Origin of the sequence: Acinetobacter sp. 2JN-4 (assembly GCF_003687745.1) — a bacterium.
In the GTDB taxonomy this organism is placed as follows: domain Bacteria; phylum Pseudomonadota; class Gammaproteobacteria; order Pseudomonadales; family Moraxellaceae; genus Acinetobacter; species Acinetobacter halotolerans.
The window spans coordinates 129998-155127 of sequence record NZ_RDNY01000007.1; the positions used below are offsets into that span (position 1 = coordinate 129998).

The window sequence follows — 25130 nt, forward strand, 5'->3', positions numbered from 1 at the left end:
GGTGGGTTAATAAAAGGTGGCTATTGGCCACCTTTGTTTTGTGTGGGAATTTAAATGCTCAACTTACGTGGTCAACAACGAGTTTGTATTGTCGGTGGGGGAACAGCGGGATGGTTCGCTGCTTTACATCTTCGTCAACTATTTAGTCCTAGCGTTGAAATCTTACTTATTTCTGCTCCTGAAGTTCCGATTGTAGGGGTTGGAGAAGGTGGGATTTTAAATCTTATGGAAGCATTGCATCGGTTAAAAATTCCCTTTGGGGAGTTCATGCAAGAAACTGAGGCAGTGCATAAGTTGGGTTTTGTCTATGAGGGTTGGAGAGATCATCAGCTCAACCCCAAAGACTGTTTTTATCATATGTTTCCTGTCAAAAATGAAGAGATATTCTGGGATGAACAGGGGTATTTTCCTACGCTTTCAGCGCTATTGAATCATGATATTCCGATTTCTTATGTAGCAGATTCTATTCAATTAAGAGAAAATAATATTTCGCAAGATACGCTTACGCAAATGTTGGTTAGCGATAAAAGCCATAATTTTGCGAGTTCTTTTCATTTCGATACTTATAAAGTTGGACAATATTTAAGAAGAATCGCATTGCAACGTGGCGTGATTCATCAAGAAGGTATGTTTAAGGAGATCATTCGAGAAACCGAAACAGGTTTAGTCTCAACTATTTTAGTGGATGATCAATCTATACATGTTGATTTTGTTGTTGATGCAACAGGTTTTTCGAGGAAAGTTCTAGGTGAAAAACTCAATGTATCTTGGCAATCTTTTCAGAATTATTTACCAGTCAATACGGCGATTCCTTTCCATTTAAAACATTCACAAAAGAATCCTGATCTTGTGACACGTTCAACAGCTATGAATGCTGGATGGGTATGGCAAATTCCCTTGCAACAACGCGTTGGTGCAGGATATGTATTTGATCGAAATTTTATAACATCTGAGCAGGCAGTTGAGGAAGTTGAGCAATGGCTAGGACATGAAATTGATCCGATTCGTACGATTTCATTTGAAGCTGGGTGTTATGAGGAAGTGTGGAAGGGCAATGTGTTGGCGATTGGTTTGGCATCAGGATTTGTTGAACCACTCGAAGCGACCTCAATCGGACAAATGCTATATCAATTAGGTTTGTTTTGTGCAGTTGTACAAGAGTGCCATGGTGTTGTTCCACAACATAGCATAGATAAATTTAATCAAGAAAATTTACAAGGCTGGCATGGGATACGTGATTTCATTCGAATGCATTATGACACGCCTAGAACTGATTCAGCGTTTTGGAAAGCGATGCAACATAGACCGATGTCTGCAACATATACAGAGTTAAAACAGTGTTGGAGATCTCGGACACCACGAGAACTGGACTTGTCCTGCTATGAAATGGGAGGTGTGTTACAGTTTGGTGTGTATAGTTGGCTGGCAATTGGTCAGGCATTAGGCGTTGTGAAAGCTGAGGCGAGTGCAGCGGAACTTTATGCTTTGGCCCCTGAGAAAAAGCAAAAAGTAGCACAATATCTTTCTGCTATAAAGCAAAGGTATAATATTTAAAGATTTTATGAAATATTTTTAAAATGTGAGTAGATATTAATATGGTTTGAGTGTTTATCTGATTTATTGTGTTTCACATTGTGGTTTCTCTAGATTATGCTAAGCTAGAGTACATATTTTAAACATTTGTCTATGGATGAGGGCAATGAATAAAAACAAAAAGCTAGGATGTTTTTCATTGTTATTGTTAAGTCCTTTAACGATGGCAATGCAACCCATGGATGATCAAAGCCTTTCAGCCACGACAGGACAAGATGGTTTGACGATCGGTGTACAGTCAAATATTCAGTTCAATCAGTTGGCAATTATTGATAATGATGGTTTAGCTACAGACTATACCAATCGAGCAGGTTTGGTCGTTGCTGGTGTTGCAGGACAAACGACAGATACATCCGTAAAAGTAGTCGGTTTAAATAGTGGTGCTGAAACGACACTTGGTTTTACTGCCACGATAGATACAGATGCTGGCACAGGTGGCGCATTTGCAAATATCGCGATCGCATTGAATAATAATGTTACAGGGCTTCGAATTTCTCCATTCTCTGTATATGCTGCCGCAGCAAACTCACTCTCTAGTATTAGTGGTAGTACTTACACACAAAACTCTATTTTTAATTCTGGCACCTTGTTAAAGAGCGATGTCAAAGAAATATTACGAGTAGGTGGAATTGACGTTGTCTTTGCTGCAAATAAGCCCACGATGAATATTCAATTGGGAGCTGCACCGCAAGGTAACATGATCAAGTTTGGCGGTGGTATTGATTCAATCTGTGGCGCTGGTGATGGTTGTAATATCATGCTGGTTTCTGACTATGCCGTTTCTGGTGATTCAACTACTGCACCGATAGGCGCAAGCTTTGATTTTAAATTTACTGGGCATAATGGTTCACCTTTTGATTTGAATGGTTTTTATGCAGGGATTGAAGCTCCTCAAGGTTCAGATGCGGGTGGCTTTATTTTTGGGCATGCAGGAACAACAGATAAGTTCAATTTACAACTCAACAATGTGTTGCTTGGTAGTAATAATGCTCAACAAGCAAATGTCTTCAATAATTTACCCAATGCATCTATGGGGAGCTTTGGTTTGACTGGCGCTTCTGTGACTAATTTGAGAATGAGAGTGAACGGATTATAGGCTGAGGTTGTATCTTCTGGTTTTTCAGTTTTGCGAAAGCGACTTTATGCATTTAGTTCATGAATCGATTTTTTTAATTTGATAACCTTTAATTTGTGGCGTTGAGTGCATCAATAATCTGCTCAAGTTGTTTCATTCGCTTCACTTGCCCCCATAGTTCCTGTGCTTCGGGATAGGCTTTGCTCATCATGCCTAACCACTGTTTATAACGGCCGATCATGCCGATTTCAGTTTTATATTGACCGCTTAAAAAGCGTTGTTGCAGTTCAACTAAGTCTTGCCAAGAAAGCAGTGCATCGTCAATGTCTTGACGAACACATAAGGTAATATCAGGCGTGGTGACAGCAGCACGACCAATCATGATGTCCTGACAGTGTGATTGTTGTAAGCATACTTTGGCATCGGCATTATTCCAAATTTCACCATTGGCAATGACATTAATCTTTAACGCTTCTGTAATCGGCTGAATTTTTTCCCAATAGGCTGGCGGGGTATAACCATCTGCTTTGGTTCGAGCATGTACAGTTAACCAACTCGCGCCTGCATCTTCTATAGCATGAGCATTATCTAAAGTGTGGTTTTCATCTAGATAACCCAAGCGCATTTTGGCAGAGACAGGGATATGTGCAGGAACCGCATCACGAACAGCTTTGACTAATAGGTGGACTGTTTCAGGTTCATCGAGTAGTACCGAACCACCTCGATGGCGGTTCACCGTTTTTGCAGGGCAGCCAAAATTTAGATCAATTGCTGGTGCACCTAGCTCGACGGCTTTCGATGCATTGGCTGCAAGCATGTCTGGGTTATTGCCTAGGAATTGTACATGTACAGGTGTCCCCGCTGCCGTTTTTCCATCATTTTTAAGTTCCGGGCAGAAATTATAATAAATATGATCAGGCAGAATAGTATCAGTAATACGAATAAACTCAGTGACACACCAATCAAAACTGCCGACATGAGTGAGGACATCACGCATGATTGGATCAGTTAGACCTTCCATTGGGGCGAGCACAAGTTTCACGATGGTTACCTAGTTAAGCGAAAACAGCGTTATACGCATTTTAAAGGAGGCTGTCTAGTTTTATTAGAAGTGTAAAAACTTAACGTCCTAAAAGCATTTCTAAGACAAACTTGCTACCAATAAAGCCAATGGCTAATAAAATGAAAGCAGTCACTGTAAAGCGAATGGCCTTGAGTCCACGCCAGCCAAATTTGTAACGTCCGATCAGCAGAGCACCATATAAAAACCACGAGATAATACTAAATGCCGTTTTATGTGCAAGGTGCTGAGCAAAGAAATTATCAATGGTGAAAAAACCAAAGATTAGCGCAGCCGTCAATAAACCAAAACCTGTAATAATCAGATCAAAAAGTAATGATTCCATCACTTGGAATGGGGGGAGTAAATTGACCCAAATTCTTTTTTTCTGTTTCTTTTTGAGTTCTCGGTCTTGAAACCAAAGTAATACGGCTTGTATGGTCGCCATCAAGAGTACGGCATAGGCTGATAAAGACAGGATAATGTGTAGATCTAAGCCAAAGCTATGCAGCTCAATAAATTGATTTGGCTGGCTATAGGCATAACCCAAGATTAGACCAACCGCTGCGACAGGCGTACCTATGAGATTTAATGGCAAAATCGGACGAATCAGGCTCAGGATCAAACTCAGCGCCAGCATCAATCCCGAAGTAAAAGAAATGAGGTTAAATACATCATAATTTATTCCCATTGGTGTCATCATGTCTTGATAGAGGACAGCACTGTGAAGCAGTACTCCTAAACCCACCATCAGACCATAACACCAAAGATTTGGTGTACGTTTTGACATTAGACGAATAAACAAATACCAAAACGAACTGGTATAAGCAATAAGTGCCAAAATTGTGTAAACCAAGGGGAGACTAATCATGTCAAACCTTTTTTAGGAGGATGAATAATATTCACCATTAAGATATAAATTCGCTGCGAACTACAGTATCCTATAGCATCTTATGCATAAATTTTCTATTTTAAGAAAGATTTTTTTGCAACTAGCCATTTTAAGCGGATTTCGCAATGTTTGATACCTTAACAGAACGACTCACACAGAGTTTAAGAAATGTTACTGGCTCAGGGCAGCTGACCGAAGACAATATTAAAGATACCTTACGTGAAGTACGTATGGCACTTCTTGAAGCCGATGTGGCGTTACCTGTAACACGTGAATTTATCGCGAAGGTAAAGGAAGAAGCGCTCGGTCAAGAAGTCATGACGCAGCTTTCTCCTGGTCAGGCATTTGTAAAAATTGTCTATGATGAACTCACCAAAATGATGGGTGAGGAAAATGCAACATTAGATTTAAGTGCAAAACCACCTGTCGTGGTGTTGCTTGCTGGTTTGCAGGGTGCGGGTAAAACCACCACTGCTGCAAAATTAGCGCGCTTCTTAAAAGAACGTCAAAAGAAAAAAGTAATGACGGTTTCTGCCGATGTCTATCGTCCAGCAGCTATTAAGCAGTTAGAAACTGTATCCAATGAAGTTGGTGTCGGTTTTATTCCGTCACATGCGTCTGAAAGACCAATTGATATTGTCAATCGTGCGATTGAACAAGCCAAAATTCAGTTCGCTGATGTACTGATTGTCGATACCGCTGGTCGTCTGCATGTCGATGAAGACATGATGGATGAAATTAAAGAATTACATGCTGCGGTTAAGCCTACTGAGACTTTATTCGTCGTTGATGCGATGACGGGTCAGGATGCTGCCAATACAGCAAAAGCTTTCAACGACGCTTTGGCATTGACTGGTGTGATTCTCACCAAGACCGATGGTGATGCCCGTGGTGGTGCTGCACTTTCTGTCCGTGCGATCACAGGTAAGCCAATTAAGTTCTTAGGTATCGGTGAAAAGCTCGATGCACTTGAGCCATTCCACCCTGATCGCGTTGCACAACGTATCTTAGGGATGGGGGATGTCCTTTCTTTAGTCGAAGAAGTTGAACGTAAAATCGACAAAGAAAAAGCCGAAAAAATGGCGAAAAAATTGCAAAAGGGCGGAACCTTCAATTTTGAAGATATGCTGATGCAATTTGAACAAATGAGCAAAATGGGCGGCATGATGGGCTTCTTGGACAAGTTGCCTGGCATGAGCAATTCTGGCATTCAAGACGCGATCGAAAAAGCGAATCCAGAAAAGCAAGTCAAGCGTATGGAAGCCATCATTCAATCGATGACCATTAAAGAACGCCGTAATCCTGATCTTATGAATCCGAGTCGTAAGAAACGTATTGCAGCAGGTTGTGGGATGGATGTGGCTGAAGTCAATAAGTTAATCAAGCAACAAACCCAAATGGCAAAAATGATGAAAAAGTTTGCCAATCCATCTGGCATGAGCAAAATGCTGAAATCGTTTGGCAATATGCAAAAACAATTTGGCGGTGGTGGTGGTGGTATGGGACCATTATTTGGAAATAATGACTCCAAGAAATAACTGCTCTACATCCAAAAAAAGGCGCAATCTGCGCCTTTTTTTATTGAGTTTGAATGGCTGTATTCTGTATAAAATTGATACAAAAGATCAATATCTAATCAAAGATTAAAAGAAGAAAATTGGTTTTAAATCTATGTTTTATATTGAAAATAGTGATAACTATGTCGCATAATTCAGTCAATACGATTTACATCACACATTGTGTGAATGCTGACCCTGAACAACATTGGTACCTATGGCTAGAACAACAGCTAAAACAACTGAATGTCACCGTTGAACGAGTTTTTTTGGCAGATGCAAGCCATCCAGATAGCGAAATTTGGCATACATGTTTAGAGGCGCAGTTAAAAAAATTAAATGAGCACAGTATTGTGGTTGCTCATGGTCTTTCCTGCGTGGCTGTTGCTCAGTTTCTTGCAAGAAAGCTGCAACAACATACCATTAAAGCCGGAATATTTATCGCGGCTTTTCATGAACCGTTGCCTCAGCATCCTGAGTTGAATTTATTTATTGCTCATTCCACTTTTGATAGCGGAATATTGAGGCAAAATATTCAGCGCCGTGTGGTGCTGTTCTCTAGCAATGATCCTATTGTTCCAGTTCCGTTCAGTTTTAAATTTTCACATCTATTAAATGCCCAACTGATCGAAGTGACTCAGGCTGGGCATTTTCGTGCCGAAGATGGTTATATTGAATTTTCACAATTATTACAAATACTTCAAACTTTAGTTAAAGCCGAATTGAGTTGAACATAGGTTTTCAATCCCTTCAGTAATAAATCTGATTCTACTTGTGGTTGATAGTGATCTAAGAACTTGGCAAATAAATGTGCATCACCGCCTGTTAAGACCAGACTTTTTGGTGACTGTTGCATGATTTGATCAATGCTACTGATCAGCCCCAGTAAAATCCCATGATGAACTGCATCAACAGTATTGTGACCGGGTTTTAAATTATCGAAGGCCGAATCAGGAATTTTAATGCCTTTGGTATTTTGAATAAGTGCATCGCGCTGCAGATACAAATTTGGCAGAATATAGCCACCTAAATGTTGTAAATCTTTCACGAGGTCAATTGTCAGCGCGGTACCGCAACCGATTACACAAAAGCTTTCATTTGGCTTTGCCACTGCCAAGACTTGAAGCCAACGGTCAATCCCGAGTTGACTAGGATCATCGTAACCACATGTCAATCCTGCGTAATCGGCATGAACTTGTGCAAAAATAATCGGGATATCCAAAATATCGAGAATGATTTGGATACGCTGATTATTTTCAGTATCCAGCACGGAGGAAATACCCACCCGACTCAAATTTTGATAGCGGAAGTGTTGAATCAAACCTAATAACAAATCAGCAGGAGACTGTAGATGTAACTCGGCAGCGTGTTCAATCACCTGATCTTGTTCTGTGATCCAGTATTTTAAGCGGGTGTTACCAATATCGAGCCATAAGCTTTTCATAGGACGATGATTTCCTCAAACGGACACAAGTCGTAAACGACCTTGATAGAAGTGCTGTAGTTGATTTGTTTGGATCATGACTGCGCCATCATTTGAAATCCCTTGAAAAATGCCCAGAACTTTGCCTTGAGCATGTTCAAACTCAACCTGTTGATTGAGCCAAATCGCATGGTGATTAAAACGATCTGCTAAATTATAACAACCATGTTCAAACCATCGCGAGGCTTGTTGAATCGCCGTGTACAACTCAGCGATCAAACTTAAGCGATCAATCTGCTCTAAACCTAACATCTGTAAAGAAGTAATCGGTTGATCTGCACTTTCAATTGCAGGGGTATTTAAATTGATTCCCACACCCACAATGGCTTGATTGGCGGATAATGGCTCAACCAAAATCCCGCCCCATTTACCTTGTGGGCTGTATAGATCATTGGGCCATTTGACTTGTAAGTTTAAATCTTGCAGGCTTGGCATCTGTAAAATATTCAGGGCAACTTCTAATGCAAGGCGGCCATCTAATGCTGTTTTGCTTTGAATCAGTGTGCTTAAATAAACGTTGCCTTCAGGAGACACCCATTGTCGCTGGTGCTGACCACGACCTTGCGTTTGTTGTGCACTGCACACCAAGCCTGTAGTAATACCTTTTTGTGCAATTTCACGCATATCATCATTGGTCGATGTCGTGGTCGTTTTGAGTAAAACCACTTCAGGATATTGATTTTTTGCGTTCAATAATTGCTGTAACTGGCGAGTTGCGAAATCATCCATCGTTTTAAAAGTAGAGTGGTCATGTGTTTATGGAGTTAATCATATATTTGTTGATTGGTGCAATCGCAGGATTTACAGCGGGGCTATTCGGCGTAGGTGGTGGTTTAATTATTGTACCAATTTTATATATCGTCTTTACTCAAATGAATTATGACCCGAATGTCATTATGCATATTGCGATTGGTACTTCCTTGGCAACGATCATTGTGACCTCAATTAGCTCGGTGATGGCACATCATCGGCAAGGTGCGGTGTTATGGTCAGTATTTCGAAATTTAGCGCCAGGACTGGTTCTAGGCTCATTTCTTGGTGCTGGGATTGCCGATCTGATGTCCGGGCAGCATTTGCAGCTTGTGATCGGTGTATTTGCGATTTGGATGGCATTTAAAATGTTCAGAGGAGCTTATGCGATAGTCAATTCCAGTCGCCATTTGCCTTCTGCACCGATCCAGTTTGCTGCGGGTGGAGGTATTGGTGTTGCCTCGGCGATTTTTGGGATCGGTGGAGGAAGTTTAACCGTTCCATTTTTAAACCGATATGGGGTGGTGATGCAAAAAGCAGTTGCTACTTCGGCAGCTTGTGGCTTGCCAATTGCAGCAGCAGGCGCAATCGGCTTTATGTGGTTTGGTGCCAAAGAGCAAATCAATGTGCCAAATACCATTGGCTATGTACATATTTATGCTTTTCTCGGTATTAGTACCATGAGCTTTATTACTGCAAAAGTGGGGGCGAAAGTGGCACATCGATTATCTCCTGCGATGCTGAAAAAATGTTTCGCTGGCTTATTGGTCACCGTAGGTTGTTATTTTGTCTATAAAGGGCTGATGTAAGCTTCTTTAATTGAATTCTGAATAGACTTCCATCACGACAAGCATGTTTTGATGGAAGTTACGTAGCGCCCCATCTTGCTGATCGCATAATTAGAAGTGAGGTTTTAAAATGTGCTTTTACTCATTAAATTTTTATTTTATGTGATTTTAGTCAATAAAATAAATTGCTCATATTTTATCTTTCAGATATGTGGTCAAATCCGATAAAAAAATGTAAATACCTGATATTAAAAATAGAAAATCTTGGTTTTTTAGTCAAATTGGGTGTTTTAATCGTGTTTTTAGCGTGATTGGCTTAAAAAGCAATGAAATTGTCTGACAATGATATAGAATTTATACACTAAGATCAGTTAAAACAAAAAAGCACAACCAGTATCGGAAAATGCGTATAACAAAGATAGCGAGGGACTCATGAATCTCGAAGAGGCTGATAGTCTTTCTGAACAGATTGCAAAATATATTAGTGAACAAATCATTAGCGGTGAGCTGGTTGAGGGCGAACGTATTCAAGAATTACGCATCGCTAAAGAATTAGATGTTAGTCGTGGTTCTGTCCGTGAAGCGTTGTTATTACTTGAACGAACCTATTTGATCGAAATTTTTCCGCGTCGAGGGGCGATTGTTTCTGAAATGTCTGCTCAACAGGTCAAGGCATTATTTGATACCAATGTGATGGTGCTTGGTCATATCGTGCAACGTATCAGTGAAACTTGGCGTGTCAATGAGGCAGAGCAATTACAAGCATTGCTGGATGAGTTGGTCGAGTTTGTTCGCGCAGGGGATATTGAAAAATTTTATGATGCGATCTTTAAATATTTAGCAGAACAACACGATATGGTGGCCAATCCCTATCTGATGCAGTTTTATAAAGAACTGTTGCCATCGTTACGTCGTAGCTATTTTTTAACCTTAAACACCTCACGTCGTGAGCTACAAGAATCATTTACCCTGTTTAAATTGGTGATTGATGCTATTTTGATCCGAAAATCACAACAAGCTGCTTTATTTATGGAAGATTTTTGTCGACACTTGCGCAACCTTGTGTTGGAATCTCTGACACGTATGAAACAGATTGAATTGGCTTGGGCGAGACGCTCACGCCGCTAATTAGGGTTAAGATACGGCAGTATGCGTTTAAGCAGTTTAAAACTTTCCGGCTTTAAATCTTTTGCCGATAGTACCACCTTACATTTTAAGGCGAACCGTACGGCGGTTGTGGGGCCGAATGGTTGTGGAAAATCAAATGTCATTGATGCAATTCGCTGGGTTATGGGCGAGTCTAGCGCACGTCAGTTGCGTGGTGGCAGTATGCAGGATGTTATATTTACAGGAACATCCAAGCGTAAACCTGTAGGCGTTGCCAGTGTTGAACTTCGCTTTGATAATACTTACGGTAAATTAGGCGGCGCATACAATGCTTATAATGAACTTGCTGTACGTCGCCAAGTCACCCGTGAAGGCAAGTCTGAGTATTTTTTAAATGGCACACGCTGTCGTCGTCGGGATATTACCGATATCTTTTTAGGGACGGGTTTAGGGCCACGTTCTTATGCTGTCATTGAACAGGGCATGATTAACCGCCTTGTAGATGCCAAACCTGAAGAAATGCGGGTATTTATTGAAGAGGCGGCAGGGGTTTCTCGCTATCAAGCGCGTCGTCGTGAGACCCTACAGCATTTAGAACATACTGAGCAAAACCTTGCACGATTAGATGATATTGCGGCTGAACTTAAATCACAGTTACGTACATTAAAACGGCAGTCAGAAGCTGCGATTCAATACAAAACTTTAGAAACTCAAATTCGAACTTTAAAAATAGAAATTTTGTCCTTTCAAGCCGATCAAAGTCATAAGTTACAGCAAGAATATACCTTGCAAATGACCGAGCTTGGCGAAAGCTTTAAATTGGTTCGTTCAGAGTCACATACGATTGAACATGATTTAGAGGCAACCAGTGCATTATTCCAACGCTTAATTCAGCAGTCCTCTCCGTTGCAACAAGAATGGCAACAGGCAGAAAAAAAACTGGCTGAATTGAAAATGACATTGGAACAAAAACAGGGTTTATTTCAGCAGAACAGCAGCAGTTTAGCTCAGCTTGAACAACAAAAAGCACAAAGCAAAGAACGTTTGCAATTGTCTGAATTACAGGTTGAAACCTTAACAACTCAGTTTGATGAGCAAAACGAGGCTTTAATTGGACTTGAGCAACAAACTCAATCCTCAGAGCAAAATTTAAGTGATTTACAGGCTCAGCATAAGCAAGCACAGCAACAGTTTGAACAGTTAAAAAGCCAAGTAGACAAGCAACAACAGCAAAAGCTGCAAATGGCTGCTCAAATCGAACAACTGACAAAAAATGTGTCGCGCATAGAGCAACAGAAACAAACCTTGCAAACGCAAACGAGTCAAATCCGTGCTCAAGTACAGCATGATGAACAGGCACCATTGCAGCAACATCAGCAGCAGTTACAGCAAGAGATTGTTGCGCTAGAAACAGCCATTGAACAGCTACAGCAAAGGGTGCTGACCCAGCAAGACCAGCAACAGTTGAGTAAGACAGATTTACAGACGCTCAAGACAGATATTCAGGTTTTATTGGCTGAGCAAAAGAATTTAAATCAGTTGATGGCAAAGCAAAGCCCAAAGCAGCATCAAGATGCTGTGCGATTGATGCAAAACTTGCGTTTGACCGCTCAAGGTAAAGCCCATGCTGCCATCATTGAGAAGTTTTTAGCCAAGTGGTTGCAAGCATATTTGTTGGATGATGAGCAGTCTTTCCAAGAAGGTGTGGCGCGTCAGTTAAGAAATCCCTCCCAACCTCCCTTTGATAAAGGACTTGCGAAGCATGGCTTCTCATCCCCTCTTTTCCAAAGAGGGGTTAGGGGAGATTTGCAATATCTATCAGACTGGATCGAATCACCTCAATCTTCGCTATGGTCAAATGTCGCTGTGGCTGAAAATTTAGCGTTAGCATTGGATCATCAAAAAGATTTAAACCCAGCCCAGTCAATTTTAACTCTTGATGGTTATCATGTTGGAGCAGATTGGGTTATTGGCTTACTTTATGATGAAGATAGCCAAACTGCACAGGGTTTGCTGAGTCATCAAGTACGTTTAGAAGAAATCGAGCAACAACTTGCTGAACATCAGCCGCAGTTATCTGCTTTGGAACATCAATTTTCGCAACAACAGCACGTTTTGCAACAACAGCAACAGACTGCGCAACAACAGCAGCAACATCTGAAGCAAAAGCAAAAAGAGCTGCAACAGCTAGATGTGGAGATTGCCAAATTACAAAGTACGGCACAGGCTTTTGTATTGCAGCAACAGCAACTGGCAGATCAGCTCAAACAGCTAGATGTACAGCTTGAAGAAGATGCCATGCAGCGTGATGACTTGGAGATTGATTTACATGCTTTGGCGATCAAGTTAGAAGCCGTCCTGCCGAACTACAAGACTTTGCAGTTTCAAGTCGAAAATCTAACGGAACAGTTGGATGAACAGCAGCAACATTTAACCCAACAACAGCAACAGCGTGAACATTTACGTCGTCAAACGGCTCAAGCGAGTCAGCAAATTGAGTTGTTAGAGAAAGATATTTCGTTCTTAAAAACACAATATCGACAAATCATTGAGCAAATTGAACAGGCGAAGAAGTTTGTTGATCCGATTCAGCTTGAATTACCAAATCTTGAGTCACAGTTTCAAGAGCAATTGCAGCAAACGGAAAAGCTGCAAAAAACATGGAGTGAATGGCAGCTTGAGCTGAATCAAGTACAAGAAAAACAACAACAGCTCACTGAACAACGTCATTTGGCACAACAAAAAGATGAGCAGGTACGTGAGCAACTCGAACAGAAACGTTTGGCTTGGCAGGCTGCTAAATCAGATCGCGAGCATTATTTAGAACAGCTTAAAGCGCACAATTCTGAACCATTGTCCGATGTGTTGATTGAAATCAAAGACCATCAGCAGAAATTGGAAAAAGCCCAGCAACAATTTGAAAAGATTGGAGCAGTCAACTTGGCTGCATCGCAAGAATATGAAGAAGTTTCACAGCGTTTTGATGAGCTGAGCCATCAAATGCAAGATTTACAAAATACCGTAACTCAACTGAAAGATGCGATGAAAAGCATTGATCAGGAAACGCGTAAGTTGTTTATGAGTACATTTGATCAGGTCAATCAAGAGTTGCAGTTATTATTTCCAAAGGTGTTTGGTGGCGGTGAAGCGACTTTAAGTCTTGAAGATGATTGGCAGTCAGGCGTGAAATTGATGGCGCGTCCGCCGGGCAAGCGTAACAGTTCTTTGGCACTACTTTCTGGCGGCGAAAAGACCTTAACTGCAATGGCATTGGTGTTTGCGATTTTTAGATTGAATCCTGCGCCGTTCTGCGTATTGGATGAAGTTGATGCGCCACTGGACGATGCGAACGTGCAACGTTATTGTAATTTGGTAAAAGAGCTTTCTGAACAGGTGCAATTCATTTACATTACACATAATAAATTGGCAATGACAATGGCAACAGATTTGTTAGGAGTGACCATGCCTGAGCCAGGTACATCAAAATTAGTGACTGTTGATTTAGAACAGGCAAAAGAATACGGGTTAGTTGCGGAGTCTTAGTATGGAAATGAATACAATAATAGGCATTGTTATCGCCGTTGTGATTATGCTCGTTGGCCTAACCATGATTTTAAGAAAACCAAAACCAGTTGAGCCTTCATTAGAAACAGATTTGCATATTAACCCTGAAAGTAATCAGCCTGTCATTCCACGTCATGTGCGTGATCAATTACAACACGATCAGGTGAAGATTGAGACAGACCGCGTTGAACCAAGTTTAAAGGTTGAATCGACTGAACTTGAATCGCAAGTTGTGAAACCTGTGGAATTGGTTGAAGTTGAAGAAAAAACCACTGTAGTTGCTGATATAGAAACGGTTGAGCCAAAGGTACAGGTTGATGTTGATCCCATTCGAGAGCCTGAAACACCTGAGCCGCAATTGGAAAAAATTGTAGAAGTAGAGCCAGTCGCATCAGCAGAAACCGAGGCGATGGAAAAGGATGGGGAAACCAAACTTGAATCAGAACTGAGCTTAAATCCAAATATCGAGACTGTAGAAATCGCTGACTTCGAAGGCGAGAGTAATATTTTGGACGTACATTTGCATGAACAGCAACGTTATGATGATGAAAGTGCATTAGCAACGGCTGAACAGATTATCGCCCTTAATGTTTATCCAAATCCACGCCGTGCATTATCTGGTGATAAGGCATTAAAAGTTTTACTTAAATATGGTCTACGTTTTGGTGAGATGTCGTGCTTCCATCGTTATGAAAATACCGATGAACCAAGTGTATTGATGTTCTCTGTATTGCGTATTACGGATCATGGTCCTGCTGGTTTTGATTTGGAAACCTTGTCGACTGAACAAGTGCAAGGTTTGGCATTTTTCTTGGCATTGCCAAATAGCAAGGCAGTCACAGGTTATGACATGATGACCAGTATTGCGGGCTTAATTGCACGTGAAGTGGATGGCAAAGTCTATGACGAAAATAATCTGGAGTTCACGCCGCAGCTGAAAGAACATTGGCGTCATCATGTGATTGATTATCGTCCAAATCAAGCAGCAACATGATTAATCTTTTATAATAAATTCAGTGAAATGTTTTATAGGGCGGTTTTTCCGCCCTTTTATATGGTGAAAAACAAATGGAACAAAATTCAGTGATTGAGCAAATGCGTCAATTGATTCAACTCATTGCAAAACACAATCATGCGTACTATGTCATGGATCAGCCATCCATTTCAGATAGTGAATATGACCATTTATTTCATCAACTTAAAGCTTTAGAACAACAACACCCTGAGCTTGTTCAGGCAGATACGCCAACCAATAAAGTCGGTGGGCAAGCACTTTCTAAATTTGAAAGCGTCACACATAAAGTTCCGATGTTGTCTTTGGGTAATGTCTTTAATCAAGAAGATTTGTTTGCTTTTGCCCGCCGTATTGATGAGCGTTTACCAAATCAAAAAGTCCAATATGACGTGGAATTAAAACTGGATGGTTTGGCGATTTCATTGTGGTATGAACAGGGGGTACTGGTTCGAGGCGTGACCCGTGGCGATGGGGAGACGGGTGAAGATATCACTCAAAACGTTAAAACTATTCGTAATTTACCAAAAGTATTATCCAGTCAGTATCAAGCGATTCCGCAATTTTTAGAAGTGCGTGGCGAAGTCCTGATGCCAAAGCAAGGCTTTGAAAAGCTCAATGCAGACCAAGAAGCGAAAGGTCATAAAACTTTTGCCAATCCGCGTAATGCCGCAGCAGGAAGCTTGAGACAGCTAGATCCAAATATCGCTGCATCGCGTCCATTGGCCTTCTATGCCTATGGAATCGCGCAATGCGAGCCACATCATAACTTGCCGACCATGCATGATAGTTTACATTGGTTGACTAAATTTGGATTTGAAATCGCAGAGCGACAATTTCTCTGTGCTTCGATTGATGAAGTACAGCAACGCTATGAACAGATTCAGCAAGAGCGTCCAGATTTAAAAGTTGAAATTGATGGCATGGTGGTGAAGGTTGATAGTCTTAAACAGCAACAGCAACTCGGATTCCTCAGTCGCGAACCACGTTGGGCAACGGCTTATAAATTTCCTGCCCAAGCTGCACTCACTAAAGTTGAAAATATTGATTGGCAAGTGGGTCGTACTGGCACATTGACTCCTGTTGCAAGGCTTAGCCCCGTGAATGTTGGTGGGGTAATGGTATCCAACGTAACTTTGCATAATATTGGTGAAATTCATCGCTTGGATGTGCGCATTGGAGATACGGTCAGCGTGTATCGCAGTGGTGATGTGATTCCTAAAGTAGAGAAAGTCTGGGCTGAATTCCGACCTGCCGATGCAGAGATAGTACATCTCCCTACGAATTGTCCAGTATGTGATTCACCCGTAGTGATGCCAGAAGGAGAGGCATTAGCACGTTGTTCAGGCGGTTTGTATTGTGCTGCGCAACGTATTGAAGCGATCCGTCATTTTGTATCTCGTAAAGCTTTAGACATTGAAGGCTTGGGTGATCGATGGGTGGAGTCACTTTTACACCTTGATTTGTTGAAAGACGTTGCTGATATTTATCACCTGCACGAACATCGGGCGACGTTACTGACTATTGAAAAAATGGGCGAGAAGTCTGTCCAGAATCTGATTGATGCGATTGAAGCCAGTAAGAAAACCACATTAGCGCGTTTTATTTATGCATTAGGAATTCGTGGTGTCGGTGAAACGACAGCACGGATGCTTGCCAATACGTTTCAAACACTTGAAGCTTTAAAACAAGCCGATGTTGAAGCATTAAAGAAAACACCTGATGTTGGTGATATCACTGCTGAGTGGATTGCAGACTTTTTCCAAGCGACGCACAATCTAGAAGTTTTAGACCGTTTATTGGCTGCGGGGATTCACTGGGATGCACCAACAGCACCAACACGCCAACCGTTAAATGGGGAAAGTTGGGTGGTGACTGGTACGCTAGAAACGATGGGGCGTGATGAGGCAACTCAAAAGCTTCAAGCCTTGGGTGCTCGTGTGAGTGGTAGTGTGTCGAGTAAAACTAAATGTGTGGTTGCTGGTGAAAAAGCAGGTAGTAAGTTGGAGAAAGCGCAGAAACTGGAAATTAGCGTTTTGAATGAACAAGAGTTTTTGGAATTCTTGGCGCAGTATTCGTAAAAATTGTAGGCAGCGATTACCGTCGCTGCCTACAGCATTATCTTAAATATATTTTCGCACCACACCATCATCTAGTAGTTGTTGAAAGTGTTCAACAACACTTGATTCGATATTTCTGTACTGAATCCCAAGCTCTTGCTGACTTTTTTGCGCATTAAAATAAATTGGATAGCCCATATTTAGTTCGACAAATGATTTGGAAAATCCTGCTAGTGGACCGAATAATTTAAACGCAGATTTAGGCAGTTGATTTCTCGGGAATGGAAATTTATTGCCAAAATTCTGACGTAAGATTTTTCCCATTTCCAATAAACTTAAAGTGCCGCCGCTAATAATATAACGTCCTTTCGCATTAGTATTGGTTGCAGCTTGAACGTGCGCATCTGCGACATCACGAACATCAACGATTCCATTCCACATCGGTGGTACACCAAGCAAGGTCATACCATTGGCAAATTGCTGTAAGACTTCAACACTGCCTGATTGAGTATTTGCGGTTAATGAAGGACCCATGACCAGCGCTGGGTTAATACAAACCAAATCCCAGCGATTTTGCTGTTCAGCCATTTCCCAAGCTTTACGTTCTGCTGCGACTTTTGAATAAGGGTAAGGTTGGTGTTTTTCATTACTGGTATTGTTCCAGTGACTTTCATCAAACTCATTATTTGATGTATTGAGAATTTCGACAGCATCGCCATAGGTCGATGCAATGCTTGAAGTAAGAACCACACGTTTTACCGATTCAGTGCGGTTTACGCTTTCCAATACGTTTTCTGTTCCAATCACCGCAGGTTCAATAATATCTTTGACCGCATCTTTGTAGTTGGTTACAACAAAAGGAGAGGCAGTATGAATGACCACTTCACAGCCTTTCATTGATTCATCAAATGCACCCAACTGAAGTAGGTCAGCTTTAAAGAAGTGAATTTGTCCAGATGACTTCTCAGCAAGATTATAAAGATGTTGAATTTTATTCTTTTTTGATGGATCACGAACAGTTGCATGAACGGTATATCCTTGATTTAGGAGGCGCTCAATAATCCAACCAGCAATATAGCCCGTCGCCCCAGTGACCAAGATTGGTTTACTTTTATCCATTTTATATATCCAAATTGTGTTTTTGTAAATGATTCTATTTAACCAGTTTTATGTGAACATACAACTGTTGAATGCTTTTTTTTTAGCTTTTTTGATCAATTCAGGGAGTGAATAAGAAGCATTGCCAATCGTTACAAAAAACAAAATATGCCATTTTTAGTAAATTCATGGTGAGCTAAAAGAGTTTATCTACTGCAAAGGCTTATTTTATTTCAATAAATTGGGTTAATTAGAACTGTAAATGCGTATGTTTCTCATTTTAATTTTATAAAAATCATAAACTTACACAATTATAATTTTGCAATTAAACTCTAAGTTGCTCATAATAAATGTATTCGAAAGGAGTAAGTATTATGCGTGGCAATCCAGAAGTCATCGACTATTTAAATATGCTCATTGGCGGTGAATTGGCTGCTCGTGATCAATATTTAATTCATTCAAGAATGTATGAAGATTGGGGTTTGAGCAAGATTTATGAGCGCATTGATCATGAGATGCAGGAAGAAGCTTCTCACGCCGATGCAATCATTCGTCGTGTATTGTTTTTGGAAGCAAAACCGAATATGAACCGCGAAGACATCAATGTGGGTACAGATGTTGTGAGCTGTTTAAAAGCAGATTTAGCGCTTGAATATCATGTTCGCGAAAAACTTGCGGTTGGTATTAAGCTCTGTGAAGAAAAAGGCGATTATATTAGTCGTGATATGTTGCGCCAGCAGCTTTCTGATACAGAAGAAGATCATACTTATTGGTTAGAAAAGCAATTGCGTTTAATTGAATTGATTGGTTTACAGAATTATATTCAATCACAAATGTAAAATTTATAAATTAAAAAACTCAGCTTTATGGCTGAGTTTTTTTTGGGTAATTTATTTCTTTTGAGCAGTATTTAAATCTTTCAAGACTTGATCCGCATGGGTCTGTGTATTCACACTGGTATAGTGATACAGAATTGCGCCTTGTGGATCGATGAGAAAACTTTCTCGTTTCGCGATTTTGGTTATGCCTAAATTTCTGACGATGCCAAATTTACTGGCGAGCGTGCCTTTTTCATCCGCCAAAATTGGGAAGGGTAAGCCTAACTTTTCAGAGAACTTTTGATGCGAAGCAACATCATCTAAACTGACGCCTAATACAACTGCATTCGATTTTAAAAATTGTGGATAGAGTGATTTAAATTGGTTGGCTTCCTCAGTACAGCCTGCGGTGTTATCTTTAGGGTAGAAATAGAGTACCACCCATTTGCCTTTATATTGGCTTAAGGTATGCCATTTGCCATTTTGATCTTGTAGCTTGAAATCAGGCGCAGATTGTCCGACCCATTCTTTTTGGGCGGTATTTTGCTTAGAAAATAAGGTGTTTTGTGCGCTACTTAAACTTGGTGCGCTAAGTAAAATAAGAGAACTACATAGAATAAGAACTTTGGATTTTATCGTAGCCATTATCTTGATCTCAAAGTGTGGTAGACGCTTACTTTAGCAAATTTAAAAATTTGATGTGTGAGTAAATTCTTTACAGGGCTTTTGATTGTTTTATATAGTTGAATTTAAATGAAGTATAACTAAAAGGAAAATAGAGTGGATGTCGGTGCAGTGTTAATTAAATTGAAGCAAGACACGCTAGCAAATGTCGATGCTTGGAAAATAGAAATTGAACAACGAAAAGATGAAGCCATTCAAACACTCCAAGCTGAAGGTGTGAAAATAGAATCTTGGTTCCATCTTGAACTTGATGGAAATAATTATCTACTTGCCTATATGCGTGCAAATGATATTGCACATGCTCAACAAGTCGCACGCAACAGCCCTTTCGAAATTGATAAAGTTCATAAACAGTTTAAACAAAATTGGGAACGTGTCATTCCTACGACATTATTGGTTGATTTGGAAAATAATGATTAGAAAAAACAGGTTATAATTTTGAAAGTTTGCATAATTGGGTCATAAGGTGAAGCACAAGATTTTACTCATCACAGGATGGGGCGGTGGCGTTGAATTATTAAAACCTTTATATGATGCTTTAGCACAACAAGGACATCAGGTTGAGCGAATCAATATTTTTAATGCTTTTGATGACGGTGTCTTAGAACAGCATGTTGAACTTGCACGAAAATATGATGTGATTGTGGGATGGTCTTTAGGCGGTGAACTTGCAACATTGTTGGTCAATTTGATCCAGCAGCAATATACAGAGCAAAAGGTTTTAATTACGCTAGCTTCAAATCCGTGTTTTGTCGCCCAAGAAAATTGGATGACGGCGATGCCAGTCGAGACCTTTATTCAGTTTAAGCAGTCATTTGAGCAAGATGCGATTACCACCTTAAAACGGTTCGGGCTACTGGTATGTCAAGGTGCAAGTTCTGCGAAAAAAGATTTTTTGGCAATGCAAAAATTGATTCAGCCACAACCGATTGCATTACTTAAGCATGGGTTACAATTGTTGGAGCAGTTAAATCTGGTCAATATCTATAAAAATTATCAAGGTGCTCAGTTACACGTGTTTGCAGATCATGATGCGTTGGTTCCTTACCAAGTTATGCAGAATATCCGTAATTTGGCTGCAAAGAATCAGTCTATTGTTTCGGTTGGTAGTGCATCACATGGTTTCCCATGTTTTATGGTGAAAGAAACTGTGCAAATAATTGAGGATTTTCTTAAACAGACGGTTTAATCTTGTTGAGAAATGAAATTTCTCGCAATGTATTTTAGATTTTGACAGGTTTAAGATAATGTTTATTTTATAGGCCTAACGGAATCGTGCCGAGTTCTCATTCATTTTTAGGATATGCCCTCGGCGACCTACCTTACGAAACGGTGTTTCTCATTTCGGGAAAAGTAGGCAAAACCTGAGGTACGGCAAAGCGAATGCTTTACTTAAGCGTGAACTACGCACTTCGTTTGTCTTGCGCTATGCCAAAACTAATTGAAATTTTAAAGTGGTAAAAGGAGTAACGGATGACCGATTTATTTGATTTAGAACATATATGGCATCCCTATACCTCGATGTTAAATCCACTGCCAACTTTTAAAGTGAAACGTGCCTACGGTGCGACAATTGAATTAGAAGATGGTCGAACTTTGATTGACGGTATGTCTTCATGGTGGTGTGCGATTCACGGTTATAACCATTCTGAACTCAACAAAGCCATTACTGATCAATTGCAAAATATGGCGCATATCATGTTTGGTGGTTTTACCCATGAACCAGCGATTGAGTTAGGCAAATTACTTTTAAAGATTACCCCGCCGAGTTTAGATAAAATCTTCTATGCAGATTCAGGTTCGGTGTCCGTTGAAGTGGCTTTAAAAATGGCGGTTCAGTACTGGACTGCGTTGAATCAACCTGCGAAAACCAATTTTATTACCACGCGCTCTGGCTATCATGGTGATACTTGGAATGCGATGTCGGTCTGTGATCCTGTCACGGGGATGCATCAGATATTTGGTAGTAGTTTACCGAACCGAATTTTTGTGCCTGCACCGCAAAGTCGTTTTGATGGTGAGTGGAATCCACAAGATATTCAAGAACTCAAACAGCAAATTGAACAGCATCATCATAGTATAGCTGCCTTGATTATTGAACCGATTGTGCAGGGTGCAGGGGGGATGCGGTTTTACCATCCTGAATATTTGCGCCAAGCCAAGATTTTGTGTGAGAAGTACAATTTATTGTTGATCTTTGATGAAATCGCAACAGGTTTTGGTCGTACGGGCAAAATGTTTGCTTGGGAACATGCGCAAGTTGAACCAGACATCATGTGTATTGGTAAAGGTTTAACTGGCGGCTACATGACTTTATCTGCGACCTTAACCACTAAAGAGGTGGCTGAAACCATAAGCCGTGGTGAAGCTGGCGTGTTTATGCATGGTCCAACTTTTATGGCAAATCCTTTGGCATGTGCAGTTGCTCTAAGAAGTACTCAATTATTGGTTGAACAAGATTGGCAGAGCAATATTCAGCGTATAGAAAAGATTCTTGCTGAACAATTAACAGATTTAGCACAGCTTGACCACGTTGCTGACGTGCGTATTCTGGGTGCGATTGGGGTGGTTGAATTAACCTCTAGTGTCGACATGAAAAGCTTACAACAACAGTTTGTTGAGCGTGGCATTTGGGTGCGACCTTTTGGAAAGTTGGTCTATGTGATGCCACCATATGTCATCACTGATGATGAACTAAATTACTTATTAGTACAGATGAGTGAAGTAGTGAAAAATATGCAAGGAGCAAATGCGAATGTCCTTGCTTGATCACTATGCAGAGCAGCTTGACCAGCTCAAACAGCAGGGCAATTTTCGTCAATTTACCTCGAATCAACAGCAAGGAAGATGGATTACGATCCAAGATCGAACCATGCTGAATCTAGCCTCCAATGACTATTTGGGTTTGGCAGCAGATTTAAGTTTGAGAGAGGAATTTCTCGATACTTTGAAAATAGAACGGGCATTGTTTAGTTCATCTTCTTCGCGTTTACTTACAGGTAATTTTGCAGAATATGAGCAATTTGAAAATAGCCTAAGCAAAGTTTTTGGTCGAGCTGCCTTACTTTTTAATAGTGGCTATCACATGAATATCGGTATTTTGCCTGCCTTATGTGATAGCAAAACTATGATTTTGGCGGATAAACTGGTTCATGCCAGTATGATTGATGGTATTAGACTATCCAACGCTCAGTATGTGCGTTATCGTCATAATGATTTGCAACATCTGGAACAGTTATTGCAAAAGTATCAACAAGATGAGCAAGTTGAACGTATTATTGTGGTGACTGAAAGTATTTTTAGTATGGATGGTGATGAAACCGATTTAGCTGCATTGGCTCAGTTAAAACAACGCTTTGCTAAAACCATGCTATATGTCGATGAAGCTCATGCCATAGGTGTGAGAGGTGAGCAAGGATTAGGTTGTGCTGAGCAATATAGGGTACTGGATCAGGTTGATTTTCTAGTCGGAACCTTCGGTAAGGCGATCGCCTCTGTGGGAGGTTATATTATCTGTGATCCAATTATCCGTGATTACCTCATCAATAAAATGCGTCCTTTGATTTTCAGCACAGCGTTACCACCAATCTCAATGGCATGGTCTGACTTTATCTTTAAGAAAGTTTTAAATATGCAGCAGCAGCGTCAACATTTAGCTGAAATCAGTCAGTATCTACAGACGGCGGTGATTACGAAAGGTTTTTCAAGTCCATCAAGTAGTCATATCATTCCGATTATTGTCGGCGAAAGTCAGGCAGCGATTGAAAAGGCGAAATATATACAGCAACAAGGCTTTTATGCCATGCCAGTCCGTCCGCCGACTGTGCCGCAGAATAGTTCACGCTTACGCATTTCATTGACTTCTCTGGTGCAAAAAACTGAATTGGAACAATTGGTGGAGTGTTTGTGAGTTTAAATAAAACACTGGTCGCGCAGCGCTTTGCCAAAGCTGGGCAAAGTTATGTTGAACATGCTGTGGTACAGAAGCAGATTAGCGAACAGCTATTTGAATATCTCAAAAAGCATTGTCCCGAATTTTTAGCTTCAGTACTTGAGATTGGTTGTGGTTCTGGTAATTTAACCGATTTATTCCAATCCTATTTTCAGGTTGAACAACTGTTTTTAAATGATTTATATGAAGACGTGCAGCAGCATTTTGCTGATGTGGAATCCCCTCTAAATCTCCCCTTTATAAATGGGAGACCTGGAGTTAATTGGTTGATTGGTGACATTGAACAACTTGCCTTACCAACATCATTAGATGCCGTGATTTCCAGTTCAGCTTTGCAATGGATGACTGATCTACCTGCATTATTGAAACGGATTCATATAGCATTAAAATCAAATGGTTATTTCTGTTTTTCTACATTTGGGGCAGAGAATTTAATTGAGATCAAGCAATTGACTGGACAAGGTTTGAATTATTATTCTTTAGAGACCTTACAACAACAATTAGAAGAAAATGGTTTTGAGATTTTATTGATAAAGCAAGAGCAAAAGCATCTGTATTTTGATCACCCTAAAGCAGTTTTGCAGCATTTGAAAGCGACGGGCGTGACCGCGACCGCAAAATCGCATCGCTGGACCAAGCAATCCTTACAACAGTTTTATTTAGATTATCAACAATTTCATGATGAGCATGGTTTTCGTCTGACTTACCATCCTATGTATGTAATTGCGCGGAGAACAGTATGAGTGCAGCAATTTATTTCGTCAGCGGTATTGATACGGAAATTGGTAAAACTTACGCCAGTGGTTATCTCGCCAAACTTTGGACCGGACAAGGGCAGCGTGTTATTACCCAGAAGTTGGTGCAAACAGGCAATATCGATGTGTCTGAAGACATCGAAAAACACCGTGAAATTATGGGTAGTGGCTGGTTTCAGGAAGATCATGAAAAATTGACCATGCCTGAAATTTTCACTTATCCCGCTTCACCGCATTTGGCAACGCGTTTAGATGGGCGTGAGTTAGATTTTGCCAAGATTGAAGCTGCAACTAAAGAACTTGCCCAGCGTTTTGATGTGGTGTTATTGGAAGGTGCGGGTGGTTTAATGGTGCCATTAACCACAGAGTTGTTAACCATTGACTATATTGTGCAGCATCAATTTCCTGTGATTTTGGTGACTTCTGGACGTTTGGGAAGCATTAACCACACATTGTTGAGTTTAGAAGCATTAAAACAGCGTGGTTTGAGTTTGTATGCTTTGGTGTATAACTTAAAAGATGAATCGAAAGACCCATTGATTTCTAAAGATACGGCGGATTATTTAAAGGCTTATTTGGCAAAGCATTTTCCAGATGCAGAATGGATTGAGTTGGAAAAGTTTAATTAACTTAAATTTTAATTAGAATCAAAATAGAGGCTCTTCACGGAGTCTCGCCGAGTTCAAGCTAAAGTTAGGGATAAACCTGCGGTTCGCCCTACTTTGGTTTCGCCCAAATGAGAAGCAACGCTTCGCAAGAAAGGCATCTTGCGCTGCTATAATCGCAGCTCACCACAAAACCTGTTCTCTTTCTGTTTTTTGTGTTTATTATTTCGCAGAAACAATATATTGCAAAATTCACGCAGGTTGTGGATGACGTTTCC

General features: G+C 40.6%; 22 protein-coding genes. 16 read left to right on the plus strand and 6 right to left on the minus strand.

Annotation, left to right across the window (positions count from 1 at the left end):
* Positions 1 to 54: 54 nt before the first annotated feature.
* The gene (locus EAH57_RS11265; protein WP_121930137.1) at positions 55 to 1554 is read left to right on the plus strand and encodes a tryptophan 7-halogenase; all 1500 of its coding nucleotides are present in this window, start codon (positions 55 to 57) and stop codon (positions 1552 to 1554) included.
* 145 nt (positions 1555 to 1699) lie between these two features.
* Complete coding sequence (locus EAH57_RS11270) at positions 1700 to 2689, plus strand: DUF6160 family protein (protein ID WP_121930138.1); 990 nt, start codon at positions 1700 to 1702, stop codon at positions 2687 to 2689.
* An 88-nt stretch (positions 2690 to 2777) separates the two neighbouring features.
* Here EAH57_RS11270 and EAH57_RS11275 read toward each other — a convergent pair whose 3' ends face one another.
* Together EAH57_RS11275 and EAH57_RS11280 are read right to left on the minus strand one after the other, a co-directional pair.
* On the minus strand, positions 2778 to 3710 hold the full coding sequence (locus tag EAH57_RS11275; RefSeq protein WP_121930139.1) for a tRNA dihydrouridine synthase: 933 nt from the start codon (positions 3708 to 3710) through the stop codon (positions 2778 to 2780).
* A 79-nt stretch (positions 3711 to 3789) separates the two neighbouring features.
* The gene (locus EAH57_RS11280; RefSeq protein ID WP_004669908.1) at positions 3790 to 4599 is read right to left on the minus strand and encodes a cytochrome C assembly family protein; all 810 of its coding nucleotides are present in this window, start codon (positions 4597 to 4599) and stop codon (positions 3790 to 3792) included.
* Between the two features lie 146 nt (positions 4600 to 4745).
* Between EAH57_RS11280 and ffh the strand changes: the two genes are divergently transcribed.
* Both ffh and EAH57_RS11290 read left to right on the plus strand, forming a co-directional pair.
* The gene (gene ffh / locus EAH57_RS11285) at positions 4746 to 6158 is read left to right on the plus strand and encodes a signal recognition particle protein (RefSeq protein ID WP_004669909.1); all 1413 of its coding nucleotides are present in this window, start codon (positions 4746 to 4748) and stop codon (positions 6156 to 6158) included.
* A 161-nt stretch (positions 6159 to 6319) separates the two neighbouring features.
* Entirely contained in the window at positions 6320 to 6907 is a 588-nt protein-coding gene (locus tag EAH57_RS11290; protein ID WP_121930140.1) for an RBBP9/YdeN family alpha/beta hydrolase, read from the plus strand.
* Here EAH57_RS11290 and EAH57_RS11295 read toward each other — a convergent pair.
* On the minus strand, positions 6877 to 7620 hold the full coding sequence (locus EAH57_RS11295; protein WP_121930141.1) for a pantothenate kinase: 744 nt from the start codon (positions 7618 to 7620) through the stop codon (positions 6877 to 6879). The two genes, EAH57_RS11290 and EAH57_RS11295, sit on opposite strands and share 31 nt — an antisense overlap.
* A 15-nt stretch (positions 7621 to 7635) precedes the next feature.
* Complete coding sequence (locus EAH57_RS11300; RefSeq protein WP_121930142.1) at positions 7636 to 8388, minus strand: biotin--[acetyl-CoA-carboxylase] ligase; 753 nt, start codon at positions 8386 to 8388, stop codon at positions 7636 to 7638.
* Positions 8389 to 8417: 29 nt separating this feature from the next.
* On the opposite strand from EAH57_RS11300, the gene EAH57_RS11305 reads away from it, so the two are divergent.
* The 5 genes from EAH57_RS11305 (at position 8418) to ligA (ending at position 16961) form a co-directional block, all read left to right on the plus strand.
* Positions 8418 to 9218, plus strand: coding sequence for a sulfite exporter TauE/SafE family protein (locus EAH57_RS11305; protein ID WP_121930143.1), 801 nt, complete (start codon positions 8418 to 8420; stop codon positions 9216 to 9218).
* Positions 9219 to 9629: 411 nt separating this feature from the next.
* The gene (locus EAH57_RS11310; RefSeq protein ID WP_004669914.1) at positions 9630 to 10325 is read left to right on the plus strand and encodes a GntR family transcriptional regulator; all 696 of its coding nucleotides are present in this window, start codon (positions 9630 to 9632) and stop codon (positions 10323 to 10325) included.
* 21 nt (positions 10326 to 10346) lie between these two features.
* On the plus strand, positions 10347 to 13847 hold the full coding sequence (smc, locus tag EAH57_RS11315; RefSeq protein WP_121930144.1) for a chromosome segregation protein SMC: 3501 nt from the start codon (positions 10347 to 10349) through the stop codon (positions 13845 to 13847).
* A 1-nt stretch (position 13848) separates the two neighbouring features.
* Positions 13849 to 14862 (plus strand): cell division protein ZipA C-terminal FtsZ-binding domain-containing protein, encoded by a 1014-nt coding sequence (locus EAH57_RS11320; RefSeq protein WP_121930145.1) that lies wholly within the window; start codon positions 13849 to 13851, stop codon positions 14860 to 14862.
* A 74-nt stretch (positions 14863 to 14936) separates the two neighbouring features.
* Positions 14937 to 16961: an NAD-dependent DNA ligase LigA gene (gene ligA / locus EAH57_RS11325; protein WP_121930146.1), complete on the plus strand. Its 2025-nt coding sequence runs from the start codon at positions 14937 to 14939 to the stop codon at positions 16959 to 16961.
* A gap of 42 nt (positions 16962 to 17003) precedes the next feature.
* Here the strand turns inward: ligA and EAH57_RS11330 are convergent, their stop codons facing one another.
* Positions 17004 to 18059, minus strand: a complete 1056-nt coding sequence (locus EAH57_RS11330; protein WP_121930147.1) for an SDR family oxidoreductase — start codon at positions 18057 to 18059, stop codon at positions 17004 to 17006.
* Positions 18060 to 18412: 353 nt separating this feature from the next.
* Here EAH57_RS11330 and ftn point away from each other — a divergent pair, with 353 nt between their 5' ends.
* Positions 18413 to 18877: a heteropolymeric bacterioferritin subunit Ftn gene (gene ftn / locus EAH57_RS11335; protein ID WP_004669950.1), complete on the plus strand. Its 465-nt coding sequence runs from the start codon at positions 18413 to 18415 to the stop codon at positions 18875 to 18877.
* A gap of 51 nt (positions 18878 to 18928) precedes the next feature.
* On the opposite strand, the gene EAH57_RS11340 is transcribed toward ftn, so the two are convergent.
* Entirely contained in the window at positions 18929 to 19504 is a 576-nt protein-coding gene (locus EAH57_RS11340) for a peroxiredoxin (RefSeq protein ID WP_171407452.1), read from the minus strand.
* A gap of 132 nt (positions 19505 to 19636) precedes the next feature.
* On the opposite strand from EAH57_RS11340, the gene EAH57_RS11345 reads away from it, so the two are divergent.
* From EAH57_RS11345 to bioD, 6 genes are all read left to right on the plus strand, one after another.
* Positions 19637 to 19960 (plus strand): DUF6176 family protein, encoded by a 324-nt coding sequence (locus tag EAH57_RS11345; protein ID WP_121930149.1) that lies wholly within the window; start codon positions 19637 to 19639, stop codon positions 19958 to 19960.
* 34 nt (positions 19961 to 19994) lie between these two features.
* Positions 19995 to 20729, plus strand: a complete 735-nt coding sequence (locus EAH57_RS11350; protein ID WP_121930150.1) for a hydrolase — start codon at positions 19995 to 19997, stop codon at positions 20727 to 20729.
* Positions 20730 to 21013: 284 nt separating this feature from the next.
* Positions 21014 to 22309 carry an adenosylmethionine--8-amino-7-oxononanoate transaminase gene (gene bioA, locus EAH57_RS11355; RefSeq protein ID WP_121930151.1) on the plus strand — a complete coding sequence of 432 codons (1296 nt, stop codon included), beginning with the start codon at positions 21014 to 21016 and terminating at the stop codon, positions 22307 to 22309.
* Positions 22296 to 23450: an 8-amino-7-oxononanoate synthase gene (locus tag EAH57_RS11360; RefSeq protein WP_121930152.1), complete on the plus strand. Its 1155-nt coding sequence runs from the start codon at positions 22296 to 22298 to the stop codon at positions 23448 to 23450. The genes bioA and EAH57_RS11360 overlap by 14 nt, the downstream gene beginning before the upstream one ends.
* Complete coding sequence (gene bioC, locus EAH57_RS11365; RefSeq protein ID WP_121930153.1) at positions 23447 to 24235, plus strand: malonyl-ACP O-methyltransferase BioC; 789 nt, start codon at positions 23447 to 23449, stop codon at positions 24233 to 24235. The genes EAH57_RS11360 and bioC overlap by 4 nt, the downstream gene beginning before the upstream one ends.
* Positions 24232 to 24876 carry a dethiobiotin synthase gene (gene bioD / locus EAH57_RS11370; RefSeq protein ID WP_121930154.1) on the plus strand — a complete coding sequence of 215 codons (645 nt, stop codon included), beginning with the start codon at positions 24232 to 24234 and terminating at the stop codon, positions 24874 to 24876. The genes bioC and bioD overlap by 4 nt, the downstream gene beginning before the upstream one ends.
* Positions 24877 to 25130: the final 254 nt, after the last annotated feature.

What these genes read in the sequence shown, in the direction of transcription:
- ftn (WP_004669950.1), top strand. Translation starts at nt 18,413, where the DNA reads ATGCGTGGCAATCCAGAAGTCATCGACTATTTAAATATGCTCATTGGC.
- EAH57_RS11330 (WP_121930147.1), bottom strand. Translation starts at nt 18,059, where the DNA reads ATGGATAAAAGTAAACCAATCTTGGTCACTGGGGCGACGGGCTATATT.
- EAH57_RS11320 (WP_121930145.1), top strand. Translation starts at nt 13,849, where the DNA reads ATGGAAATGAATACAATAATAGGCATTGTTATCGCCGTTGTGATTATG.
- EAH57_RS11280 (WP_004669908.1), bottom strand. Translation starts at nt 4,599, where the DNA reads ATGATTAGTCTCCCCTTGGTTTACACAATTTTGGCACTTATTGCTTAT.
- EAH57_RS11290 (WP_121930140.1), top strand. Translation starts at nt 6,320, where the DNA reads ATGTCGCATAATTCAGTCAATACGATTTACATCACACATTGTGTGAAT.
- ligA (WP_121930146.1), top strand. Translation starts at nt 14,937, where the DNA reads ATGGAACAAAATTCAGTGATTGAGCAAATGCGTCAATTGATTCAACTC.
- bioA (WP_121930151.1), top strand. Translation starts at nt 21,014, where the DNA reads ATGACCGATTTATTTGATTTAGAACATATATGGCATCCCTATACCTCG.
- EAH57_RS11300 (WP_121930142.1), bottom strand. Translation starts at nt 8,388, where the DNA reads ATGGATGATTTCGCAACTCGCCAGTTACAGCAATTATTGAACGCAAAA.
- smc (WP_121930144.1), top strand. Translation starts at nt 10,347, where the DNA reads ATGCGTTTAAGCAGTTTAAAACTTTCCGGCTTTAAATCTTTTGCCGAT.
- bioD (WP_121930154.1), top strand. Translation starts at nt 24,232, where the DNA reads ATGAGTGCAGCAATTTATTTCGTCAGCGGTATTGATACGGAAATTGGT.
- EAH57_RS11305 (WP_121930143.1), top strand. Translation starts at nt 8,418, where the DNA reads ATGGAGTTAATCATATATTTGTTGATTGGTGCAATCGCAGGATTTACA.
- EAH57_RS11265 (WP_121930137.1), top strand. Translation starts at nt 55, where the DNA reads ATGCTCAACTTACGTGGTCAACAACGAGTTTGTATTGTCGGTGGGGGA.
- EAH57_RS11310 (WP_004669914.1), top strand. Translation starts at nt 9,630, where the DNA reads ATGAATCTCGAAGAGGCTGATAGTCTTTCTGAACAGATTGCAAAATAT.
- EAH57_RS11360 (WP_121930152.1), top strand. Translation starts at nt 22,296, where the DNA reads ATGTCCTTGCTTGATCACTATGCAGAGCAGCTTGACCAGCTCAAACAG.
- EAH57_RS11270 (WP_121930138.1), top strand. Translation starts at nt 1,700, where the DNA reads ATGAATAAAAACAAAAAGCTAGGATGTTTTTCATTGTTATTGTTAAGT.
- ffh (WP_004669909.1), top strand. Translation starts at nt 4,746, where the DNA reads ATGTTTGATACCTTAACAGAACGACTCACACAGAGTTTAAGAAATGTT.
- EAH57_RS11295 (WP_121930141.1), bottom strand. Translation starts at nt 7,620, where the DNA reads ATGAAAAGCTTATGGCTCGATATTGGTAACACCCGCTTAAAATACTGG.